Origin of the sequence: Aeromonas sp. ZOR0001, assembly GCF_000801015.1 — a bacterium.
Classification (GTDB): domain Bacteria; phylum Pseudomonadota; class Gammaproteobacteria; order Enterobacterales; family Aeromonadaceae; genus Aeromonas; species Aeromonas veronii.
This window is the reverse complement of record NZ_JRJY01000110.1, coordinates 38,431-48,846: the sequence shown is the minus strand read 5'-3', so window position 1 is coordinate 48,846 and position 10,416 is coordinate 38,431. Positions and strand designations below refer to the sequence as shown.

General features: G+C 59.3%; 7 protein-coding genes. 3 read left to right on the top strand and 4 right to left on the bottom strand.

Going from position 1 to position 10,416, the window contains the following annotated elements; genetic code table 11:
* Positions 1–171: 171 nt before the first annotated feature.
* The 4 genes from L972_RS14640 to grpE all read right to left on the bottom strand — a co-directional run bounded on the left by L972_RS14640 (position 172) and on the right by grpE (position 5,952).
* The gene (locus tag L972_RS14640; RefSeq protein WP_136501527.1) at positions 172–1,641 is read right to left on the bottom strand and encodes a carbohydrate porin; all 1,470 of its coding nucleotides are present in this window, start codon (positions 1,639–1,641) and stop codon (positions 172–174) included.
* A 264-nt stretch (positions 1,642–1,905) separates the two neighbouring features.
* Entirely contained in the window at positions 1,906–3,048 is a 1,143-nt protein-coding gene (dnaJ, locus tag L972_RS14635) for a molecular chaperone DnaJ (protein WP_005338032.1), read from the bottom strand.
* Positions 3,049–3,149: 101 nt separating this feature from the next.
* Positions 3,150–5,078: a molecular chaperone DnaK gene (dnaK, locus tag L972_RS14630; RefSeq protein WP_005338034.1), complete on the bottom strand. Its 1,929-nt coding sequence runs from the start codon at positions 5,076–5,078 to the stop codon at positions 3,150–3,152.
* Positions 5,079–5,376: 298 nt separating this feature from the next.
* Positions 5,377–5,952 (bottom strand): nucleotide exchange factor GrpE, encoded by a 576-nt coding sequence (grpE, locus tag L972_RS14625; RefSeq protein ID WP_005338036.1) that lies wholly within the window; start codon positions 5,950–5,952, stop codon positions 5,377–5,379.
* 291 nt (positions 5,953–6,243) lie between these two features.
* Between grpE and nadK the strand changes: the two genes are divergently transcribed.
* The 3 genes from nadK to L972_RS14610 all read left to right on the top strand — a co-directional run bounded on the left by nadK (position 6,244) and on the right by L972_RS14610 (position 10,193).
* Positions 6,244–7,128 (top strand): NAD(+) kinase, encoded by an 885-nt coding sequence (nadK, locus tag L972_RS14620; RefSeq protein WP_005338038.1) that lies wholly within the window; start codon positions 6,244–6,246, stop codon positions 7,126–7,128.
* 230 nt (positions 7,129–7,358) lie between these two features.
* Entirely contained in the window at positions 7,359–9,023 is a 1,665-nt protein-coding gene (gene recN / locus L972_RS14615) for a DNA repair protein RecN (protein ID WP_047439142.1), read from the top strand.
* Positions 9,024–9,302: 279 nt separating this feature from the next.
* A complete protein-coding gene (locus L972_RS14610) occupies positions 9,303–10,193 on the top strand; it encodes a manganese-dependent inorganic pyrophosphatase (RefSeq protein ID WP_047439140.1) in 891 nt (296 codons plus the stop codon).
* Positions 10,194–10,416 lie beyond the last annotated feature (223 nt).

Below are 10,416 nucleotides of genomic sequence, written 5' to 3'. Positions count from 1 at the left end.
TGTGCATCCCCCATTACCCACACACGATTCGTCACCTTGCTACTCCACTGCTGCATCGGATCCACGGTCAAACCCGAACTCTGTTCTATTGGCTGGCATTATCGGCTAAACCGTTTTAGCCAACCAATAGATCTCGGCACCGGTTGCCATTTTTGTGATCGGGATAACGAACTAGAACCAGGTTTCCATCTGCACACCAAAGTTCCACTCGCCACCGGCGGTGAAGTTGCTCTGGCCCATGGCATCGTCGCTGGCGTAGTTGTCGAGCTCGGAGGACCAGTCCATCCAGCTGGCGAACACCCGCAGTTCGGGCCGCTCGAAGAAGCCGGCGGTCTGCGCCTTGAAGGTGGGGGCGAAGGTGAGCTTGGTGAAGTTGCCGTTCACCGCCTGGCGTCCCTTGTAACCCTTGGGATCGAGATCCATGTACTGCCAGGCCGCCTCGTAAACCAGCTCGACGTTCTGACTCAGCACCTGCGCCACCCGGGTATTGACGGTGAGCCAGCGGTACTCATCCCCTTTCACGTAGCGATCCTGACTCTGCTCGGCAAGCAGGGCCGGGGCAAAACGCCAGCGCGGATTAAGATCGGTAGCGCCAAACACGGCGACCCGCACCGCATCGGCGTCAGGCAACAGCTCGCTGTCAGAGCCCAGCCCCTTGACCTCGGCCCCCAGCCCATGACCATACAGCACCGCCGCCTTCGCAAAACCGGGGTTGAGGCCAAAGAAGCTCTCGCCGTGGTAGGCCAGCAGGGTGTGTGCCCCCTTGTCCGCCGCCTCACTGCCCGCCCCCTTGTCATTGATGCGGGCGTCATTGTCCTTGGCCGAGAGGCCGTTCACCATCCACTGCCAGTTGCCGACACGGTTGTTCATGGTGAGAATGTAGCTCTCGATATCGGAGAGGCCACTGGCGCTGATGTCGCCGTAATCGCGGCCATAGAGGGAGAAGTTGGCCTTCCAGCTGTCGGCCAGCTGCACGTCGTAGACACCGCCGCCGGTACCGGCCAGGAACACCACGTCGGAATCGAGCCAGTGGATGTCAAAGTTGTCCCGATCAAAGCGCTTGCCCGCCCACAGCACCGCATTCTTGAAGGGGCCGTCGAAGCTCGCCAGATTGCCGATCTCGGCAAACACCTGACGGGTATTGAGGCTCGAATCGCTGGCGGTCCAGTCGTTGCTGGTCTCCACCCCGTCAGCCAGCATCAGCCTGTAGCGGGCCCAGCTGCCATCCTCGAAGGTCTGGGTTTTCAGCAGGTTGGCCTCCATGTAGGTATCATCCTCGTTGCCAAGGCGACCGACGGCCCCGCCCACCGAACCGGCTGGCGTGATGTAGGGGCCGCCGCGCCCGCCGTTGCCATTGCTGTTTACCAACAGGCCCGAGCGGGCGTAGCCGTGAAACTCGAAGCCCTGGGCACCAGCGGTCTTCTCATCCACCTTCTGGCTGCGGTTGTCGGCCACCTGCGCCTGCTCGCTGGCGGCGCTCGCCTTCACTTCCGCCTGACTGGCACGACTCTCTGCCGCCTGTACTCGCGCCTCCAGCGCCGCCAGACGGGCCTCGATACCGCCATCCGCCGCCCACAGCGGGTTGCTCATCCCCAATCCCAGCGCTACCGCCAGCGCCAACTTGCTCTTGAACATCATCATCTTCCTCACCTGTCATCTGTAGCCCGAACGGGCGCTGTTGTTATCGACAGCCAGAGCATAGCTAAACCGCTTTAGCCAACTCAATACAGCAACTAAACCGTTTCAGCAACAGTGTGAGCGGGATAACATTTGTACAGCAGGAATTGGCGGGAGTTGTGAGGAGGATCCCTCATCAGGATCCACTCAATAGGGCGGATCCTGGCTAAACGGCGGGCAAAAAAAGAGCCGGCACAAGGCCGGCTCTGTTTATTCGGGTCGCTGAAATCAGCTGGTCAGATCGTCGAAGAAGCGTTTCACCCCTTCGAAGAAGCCTTCCGATTTCGGCTTGTGGGTCTTGGCAGCGGCACCGCTGAACGACTCGTCCAGCTGGCGCAACAGCTCTTTCTGCTGCTCGGTGAGGTTGACCGGAGTCTCGATCACCACCTTGCACATCAGATCCCCTACCTGACCGGAGCGCACGGACTTGACGCCCTTGCCGCGCATGCGGAACATCTTGCCAGTCTGGGTCTCCGGAGTGACCTTGAGCTTGACGCGGCCATCCAGGGTCGGCACTTCAATCTCGCCACCCAGCGCAGCTGCGGTGAAGCTGATGGGCACTTCGCAGTAGAGGTTGTTGCCGTCACGCACGAAGATCTCGTGCTCTTTGACGTGCACCTGTACGTAGAGATCCCCTGCCGGAGCCCCTGCCTCCCCTGCCTCCCCTTCGCCGGAGAGACGGATGCGATCGCCGGTATCGACGCCCGCCGGAATTTTCACCGACAGGGTCTTGGTGCGCTGGTAGCGACCTTCACCGTGACACTTGCGGCACGGATCCTTGATGATCTTGCCGCGACCGTGACAGTGCGGACACGCCTGCTGCACCGCAAAGAAGCCCTGACGCATCTGCACCTGGCCGGAGCCGTGGCAGGTCGGGCAGGTCTGGGCACTGCTGCCGGTGTGGGCACCGGAGCCGTTACAGACTTCGCAGTGAACCAGAGTCGGCACCTTGATCTCCTTGGAGACCCCGCGTACCGCCTCTTCCAGCGTCAGCTCCATGGTGTAACGCAGGTCGGAGCCACGGGCCGGGCCACGACGGGCACCACCACGGCCACCGCCGAAGATGTCACCGAATACGTCACCAAACATGTCGGCGAAGTCGGCACCGCCGCCAAAGCCACCGTGGCCACCGCCACCCTGGCTCGGGTCGACACCGGCATGGCCGTACTGGTCGTAACGGGCACGCAGGTTGGCATCGGTCAGGACCTCGTAGGCTTCCTTGACCTCTTTGAACTTCTCTTCGGATGCGGCATCACCCTGGTTACGATCCGGGTGATACTTCATGGCCAGGCGCTTGTACGCCTTCTTGATCTCGCGATCGTCGGCATCTTTCGCCACACCCAGTACTTCGTAGAAATCGCGCTTCGACATACTCATCCTGTGGTTACGCAGACGGGCGTTGGTTACCCAACGCCCGTGAATTCATTGACCAAGCCGATGGGCGAAGCGGACTTCGCCCATCTGGGTAGGGCTTACTTCTTGTCGTCTTTCACTTCTTCGAACTCGGCGTCGACTACGTCGTCGTCAGCCTTGGCAGAAGAGGAAGACTGACCGGCATCAGCACCGGCTGCACCCTGGGCCTGAGCCTGCTGCTGGGCAATTTCCATCAGCTTCTGGGACGCTTCCAGCAGAGCCTGCTGTTTGGCTTCGATAGCAGCCTTGTCGTCACCCTTGATGGCCGCTTCCAGCTCGCTCAGAGCAGCTTCAATCTTGGTCTTGTCGTCGGCAGGCAGGGCTTCACCGGCTTCGGTGATCTGCTTGCGTACGGAGTGGACCAGACCATCAGCCTGGTTGCGAGCCTGTACCAGCTCTTCAAACTTCTTGTCCTCGGCCGCGTTGGCTTCGGCTTCGCGTACCATGCGCTCGATCTCGTCATCAGACAGACCAGAGGAGGCCTGGATGGTGATCTTCTGCTCTTTGTTGGTCTCTTTGTCTTTCGCAGAGACGTGCAGGATACCGTTGGCATCGATGTCGAAGGTCACTTCGATCTGCGGCAGACCGCGCGGTGCCGGACGGATGCCTTCCAGGTTGAACTGGCCCAGAGACTTGTTGTCGCTGGCGCGCTTGCGCTCACCCTGCAGCACGTGAATGGTCACGGCAGACTGGTTGTCTTCGGCAGTGGAGAACACCTGGGACTTCTTGGTCGGAATGGTGGTGTTCTTCTCGATCAGCGCAGTCATCACGCTACCCATGGTTTCGATACCCAGGGAGAGCGGGGTAACGTCCAGCAGCAGTACGTCGGTCTTGTCACCGGACAGTACGGCACCCTGGATGGCAGCACCCATGGCCACGGCTTCGTCCGGGTTGACGTCTTTACGCGGCTCTTTGCCAAAGAACTCGGCAACGGTCTTCTGAACCAGCGGCATACGGGTCTGACCACCAACCAGGATCACGTCGTCGATCTCGCCAACTGCCAGACCGGAGTCTTTCAGGGCGACACGAACCGGCTCCAGAGAGTCTTTCACCATGTCTTCCACCAGAGATTCCAGCTTGGCGCGGGTAACCTTGATGTTCATGTGCTTCGGACCGGTGGCATCTGCAGTGATGTACGGCAGGTTGACGTCGGTCTGCTGGGCAGAAGAGAGCTCGATCTTGGCTTTCTCGGCGGCATCTTTCAGACGCTGCAGAGCCAGCTGGTCGTTGCGCAGGTCGATACCTTGCTCACGCTTGAACTCGTCAACCAGGTAGTTGATGACGCGGTTGTCGAAGTCTTCACCACCCAGGTGGGTGTTACCGTTGGTCGCCAGTACTTCGAAGGTGGTTTCGCCTTCCACTTCGTCGATCTCGATAATGGAGATATCGAAAGTACCGCCACCCAGGTCATATACGGCAACCTTGCGCTCGCCCTTGACCTTGTTCACGCCGTAAGCGAAAGCAGCAGCAGTCGGCTCGTTGATGATGCGTTTTACATCCAGACCGGCGATGCGACCGGCATCCTTGGTAGCCTGACGCTGGGCGTCGTTGAAGTAGGCCGGAACAGTGATAACAGCTTCGGTTACCGGCTCACCCAGGTAGTCTTCGGCAGTCTTTTTCATCTTTTTCAGCACTTCGGCAGAGATCTGCGGCGGTGCCATTTTCTTGCCCTTCACTTCAACCCAGGCGTCGCCGTTGTCAGCTTTGGCGATGGCGTACGGCATGATTTTCAGGTCACGCTGCACTTCTTCATCTTCAAAACGACGACCGATCAGACGCTTGATGGCGAACAGGGTGTTTTTCGGGTTGGTGATGGCCTGACGCTTGGCCGGCTGACCAACCAGGATCTCGCCATCATCGGCATAGGCAATGATGGACGGAGTAGTACGATCGCCTTCTGCGTTCTCGATCACGCGAGCAGTGTCGCCATCCAGAATAGCGACGCAGGAGTTGGTAGTACCCAGGTCAATACCGATGATTTTACCCATTTGACGAATCTCCAAATACTTTGAATAAACTGGCGAGGAACTCGCCTTAATGCGTTAACGGCTAGGTGGGGGCTGCCAATCTGGCTTTCAAGCTCCCGGCATCAAATTTTTTGTGCCGCCGCGGCCTTGCTACCTATATGGGGTCGCCAGACGCAGCTTCAAGCCCCAACCCTAAAAAACCACACCTTTTGTCATGGTTGCGCGGTCACGTTGAGCCGTAAAACCGGGCAAGATGAGCAGGGGCTGCACTGCGAAACAAAAAGCCCGCCACAGGGCGGGCTCGGGCACCCACAGCCTATCAGTCGACCGCTTTGGCGATCATCACCATGGCCGGACGGATCACCCGACCGTTGAGGTCATAGCCCTTCTGCATCACGGCAATCACTGTGTTCGGCGCCACATCGGCACTCGGTACCATGCTCATCGCCTGATGGGCGTTGGGGTCAAACGGCTGGTTGATCGGGTCGAGCGCCACCAGACCAAACTTGGCCACGCCGCTCTGCATGGATTTCAGGGTCAGCTCGACACCTTCGATCATAGGCTTGAGGGCTTCGTTCTCCTTGTCGGCCAGTTCGATGGCTCGCTCAAGGTTGTCCAGCACCGGCAGCAGTTCGTTGGCGAACTTCTCCAGAGCAAACTTGTGCGCCTTCTCCACATCCAGCTCGGTACGACGGCGCAGGTTCTCCATCTCGGCGGCGGTACGCAGGGCGCGTTCACGCTCTTCCGCCGCTTTTTGGATGGCGGTTTCCAGCTGCGCTTCCAGTTCGGCAATGCGGGCCTGCTCGGCTGTCACTTCACTGTCTACATCGGTCGGCTCGACTGGCTGGGCTTCCACTTGCTCCATCGCTTCAACCTTTTGCTCTTCGTGGTTCATGACATCTCCAATTCCGGGGTTACTTATGAGGGCCCTGACGTCTGGTTGAGCGACCGGACGACAACAGACCGACTATGTTGGCGCTATTATGGGGATGCATCCCCGGCTTTCAAGGGGTAAAGGGCAATCTGGGTTGCTGAATAGCCGCAACCGTCGGTTTATCCGGGTTACCGCTCACTGTTTAACCAGTAGCCTCAAGGGGATAGCCAGCCCCGTCACACGGGAGAGCGTCACAAGCGGAGCAAAGCACTGTATACTGGCCCGCAATACCCATCCCAGATCTGACTGACTATGGATTCTCCGTTCAAAACCATCGCCCTGATTGGCAAACCCCACCATGAGGGGGCCAACCAGACGCTGACCGGCCTGCATCAATACCTGACCGCCCGCGGCTTTCGGGTACTGGTGGAGAGCCGGGTCGCCCAGACCCTGAGCATCCTCGATGAAAACGTGATGGATCTGGTGCAACTGGGCCAGCAGGCCGATCTCGCCATCGTGGTCGGCGGTGACGGCAACATGCTGGGGGCGGCGCGAGTGCTGTCGCGCTTCGATGTGGCGGTGATCGGGGTGAACCGGGGCAACCTCGGCTTTCTGACCGACCTCTCGCCGCAGGATTACCTGCTTCCACTGGAGCAGGTGCTTTCCGGTCACTACAAGAGCGAACACCGCTTCCTGCTGGAGGCTTCGGTCTATCGCCACGGCGAGCGCAAGTCGAGCAATCTGGCGGTGAATGAAGCAGTGCTGCATCCGGGCAAGATCGCCCACATGATCGAGTTCGAGGTCTATATCGATGGCAGCTTTATGTATAGCCAGCGTTCGGACGGCATCATAGTGGCCACCCCGACCGGCTCGACCGCCTACTCCCTGTCGGCTGGCGGCGCCATCCTCACCCCCAAGCTCAACGCCATCACGCTGGTGCCGATGTTCCCGCATACCCTCAGCAGTCGCCCCATCGTACTCGATGCCGACAGCGAAGTACGGCTGCTGGTCTCGCCGGATAATCAGGACGATGCCATGCAGGTCAGCTGTGACGGTCAGGTGACGCTGGCGGTCCACCCGGGGGACGAGATCCTCATCAAGAAGAGCCACCACCAGCTTCATCTGGTTCACCCGCTCGACTACAGCTACTTCCACGTGCTGCGCAACAAGCTCGGCTGGGGCAGCAAGCTGTTTTAATCGGCGCTGACCGACAACGGCATTGCCAGAGAGGGCGCCTGAATTGGCGCCTTTCTCATTTCTGTCGTAGCAACGTCCCTTGCACTCTCATACCAGTACCGCATTTTCATAGCCATACCGCACTGGCGCGGCTTTCCTTTGTTAAAAATGACGGTGCCCTCTTTACTGTATATAAGACCAGTATATACTGGATGCATACACAGTAATGTTGACCTATACAGGATGAGACCATGCTGACCCAGCTGACCGTCAACAACTTCGCTATCGTCAAGTTTCTCGAACTCGATCTGCAACCGGGCATGACCTGTATCACAGGTGAGACCGGTGCCGGTAAATCCATCGCCATCGATGCTCTCGGTCTCTGTCTCGGAGAGCGGGCCGAAGCCGGCATGGTGCGACCCGATAGCGCCAAAAGCGAGGTCAGCGCCCGCTTCCTGCTGGACAACAACCCGGCCGCCCGCGCTTGGCTCGCCACCAACGAGCTGGAAAACGAAGGTGAGTGTATCGTCCGGCGAGTCATCTCCGCCGAGGGGCGCTCACGCAGCTATATCAACGGCGTGCCTGTCCCTCTTACCCAGCTCAAGAATCTGGGCCAACTGCTGGTCAACGTACACGGTCAGCATGCCCACCAAATGCTGCTCAAACCCGACTACCAGCTCGCTCTGCTCGACGGTTATGCCGGTCACCATCTGCTGCTCGACGAGGTGCGCCAGCACTATCAGCAGTGGCGCCAACTGCAAAACGAGCTGAACCGGCTCAAGGCCGAGCAGCAGCAGCGGGAGGCCCGCCGCCAGCTTATCGAGTATCAGGTGCAGGAGCTGGACGAATTTGCCCTGCAGCCGGGGGAGTTCGAAGAGATAGAGGAGGAGCACCAGCGTCTGGCCAACGGCACAGAACTGATGCAAGAGTGCGGGGCTTGCCTCGATCTGCTCTATGACAACGAAGAGACCACTATCGCAGGGCTGCTGCAATCGGCCGTCGATCGGGCCGAGGGGCTGGTCAGCATTGACAGCCGCCTCACTCCGGTACTGGAGATGCTGAACGAAGCGCTGATCGGGGTGCAGGAGAGCCACAGCGAACTGCGCAGCTACCTCGATCGGCTGGAGCTGGATCCCGAGCGTTTTAACGAGCTGGAGGCCCGCCTCTCCAAGGCAATCAATCTGGCCCGCAAGCACCATGTCAAACCGGCAGATCTGGCTCAGTACCATCAGGAGCTGGCCTCTGATCTCGCTCGCCTCAACTCTGACGAAGAGCGGTTAGAGGGGATGGAAGATGAACTGGCCGAGGCCCGTCAGGCGTTTGTCCAGGCCGCCGAAGCCCTGAGTCAGAGCCGTCAGCGTTACGCCCAGGAGCTGGGCGCCAAGGTAACCAGCAGCATGCACGAACTGGCGATGCCCGATGGCCGCTTTGCCATCGAGGTGCGCCCCGACGCCCAGAGCAGCCTGTCACCACTGGGTATCGATCGGGTCGAATTTATGGTCACCACCAACCCGGGTCAGCCCATCCAGCCGCTTGGCAAGGTTGCATCGGGTGGCGAGCTGTCGCGTATCAGCCTTGCCATCGTGGTGATCAGTGCTCGTAAGGTCTCCACCCCGACCCTGATTTTCGACGAAGTGGATGTGGGGATCAGCGGCCCGACTGCCGCCGTGGTGGGTCGCCTGCTGCGCCAGCTCGGCGAGTCCACTCAGGTGATGGTGGTCACTCACTTGCCTCAGGTGGCAGGCAACGGCCACCAGCATATGGTGGTGAGCAAGCATACCGATGGCAAAACCACCGAAACCCAAATGAGTGCCCTTGATGAGGCTGCCCGTCTCAATGAGTTGGCACGCCTGCTCGGTGGTGACCAGATCACTGACAACACCTTGGCCAACGCCCGCGAGCTGCTGCGTCGTTGAATCAGGTGATAAAGCCGATTTGCAGCGATAGCGACTGACAGGGCAGACCGAACATGCTGACTTAGCAGGTACGGACGAGTGCCATGGCCTTCACAGTCAGCAATAGCCAATAGCCAACTGTGATAACTGAACTCGCGTCAGGATTACCTACCCAGATCAATAAAATGGCGAGTTAGGCGAAGCTGGCAGCAACATGGGCGTGGATCCGGTTGCCTTCATGTGGCGGATTTCGCATAGTGTTGCCCCCCTTTATGGGTATCCAATTGTGAGGCTTTGTCTATGATCCACGTTTTTGGTCACAAGAATCCTGATAGCGACAGTATCTGCAGTGCGCTGGTTATCACCGACTGGCTCAATGGCCAGGGCCGTCAGGCCACCCCATGGCGTCTGGGTGACCTGCGCACCGAAACCCGTTTTATTCTGGAGCAGGCTGGCGTCAGCGAACCCGAGTTGCTGACCAAAGATCTGACCGGTGAAGATGTCTGGCTGGTGGATTTCAGTGATCTGGAACAGGGCCCTGCCACACTGGCACAGGCCAATGTACTGGGTCTGGTGGATCACCACCGTCTCGGCACTCTGGTCACCCAGTCTCCGCTGGATGCCTGGATCCGGGCCGTCGGCTGCACCTGCACCATCGCTTTTGATCTGCTGAGCCAGCAAGGCACTGTGACCCGCAGCCAGGCTCGCCTGATGCTGGGCGCCATCATGAGCGACACCCTCTGTCTCACCTCTCCGACCACCACCGAGCAGGACAAGATCGCTTGCGAGCGTCTGGCACCGCTGGCCGAAGTATCGCTGGCCGAATTCGGCCAACAGCTGCTGATGGCGAAAACCGACCTGAGCGGCCTGACCCCAGCTCAACTGCTGCAGCAGGATGAGAAGGCATTCCAGGCCGAAGGTCTGAACTTCATCATGAGCCAGATTGAAGTGGGCAGCGAACAACAGCTTGCCGACCAGATCGAAACTCTGCAGCAAGAGATGGCGCACCGTGTTGAAAGCGAAGGGCTCGACTTCTTCGTGCTGATGGTGACTGACCTGACTGCGGCTGCCAGCCGCATCTACTTTACCGAGCACGCCAAAGTACTGGCAGAGTCCAGCTACCACCCGGGCTTTGTCAGCCGCAAGAAGCAGGGTCTGCCCTGGGTGATGGATCTGCTGGCCAAGGCCTGATCCTCCCTCGCCATCACCTATTCCAAAGCCCTGCCTCTGCGCAGGGCTTTTTCATCGCCACCGCCAGCCACACTCCCCCCCTCTTGCTGATCATGTTGCTCACCACTGCGGCCTCTCGCTTACTCCTTTCTCGGCTTATTGACAGTTAACGCCATAACTTTGCTTACATATTTGCGGCTGTTATTTATCAGGGCTTTGCTGCAGGATAATCGCCGCGCACAAC

What these genes read in the sequence shown, in the direction of transcription:
- L972_RS14640 (WP_136501527.1), bottom strand. Translation starts at nt 1,641, where the DNA reads ATGATGATGTTCAAGAGCAAGTTGGCGCTGGCGGTAGCGCTGGGATTG.
- dnaJ (WP_005338032.1), bottom strand. Translation starts at nt 3,048, where the DNA reads ATGTCGAAGCGCGATTTCTACGAAGTACTGGGTGTGGCGAAAGATGCC.
- dnaK (WP_005338034.1), bottom strand. Translation starts at nt 5,078, where the DNA reads ATGGGTAAAATCATCGGTATTGACCTGGGTACTACCAACTCCTGCGTC.
- grpE (WP_005338036.1), bottom strand. Translation starts at nt 5,952, where the DNA reads ATGAACCACGAAGAGCAAAAGGTTGAAGCGATGGAGCAAGTGGAAGCC.
- nadK (WP_005338038.1), top strand. Translation starts at nt 6,244, where the DNA reads ATGGATTCTCCGTTCAAAACCATCGCCCTGATTGGCAAACCCCACCAT.
- recN (WP_047439142.1), top strand. Translation starts at nt 7,359, where the DNA reads ATGCTGACCCAGCTGACCGTCAACAACTTCGCTATCGTCAAGTTTCTC.
- L972_RS14610 (WP_047439140.1), top strand. Translation starts at nt 9,303, where the DNA reads ATGATCCACGTTTTTGGTCACAAGAATCCTGATAGCGACAGTATCTGC.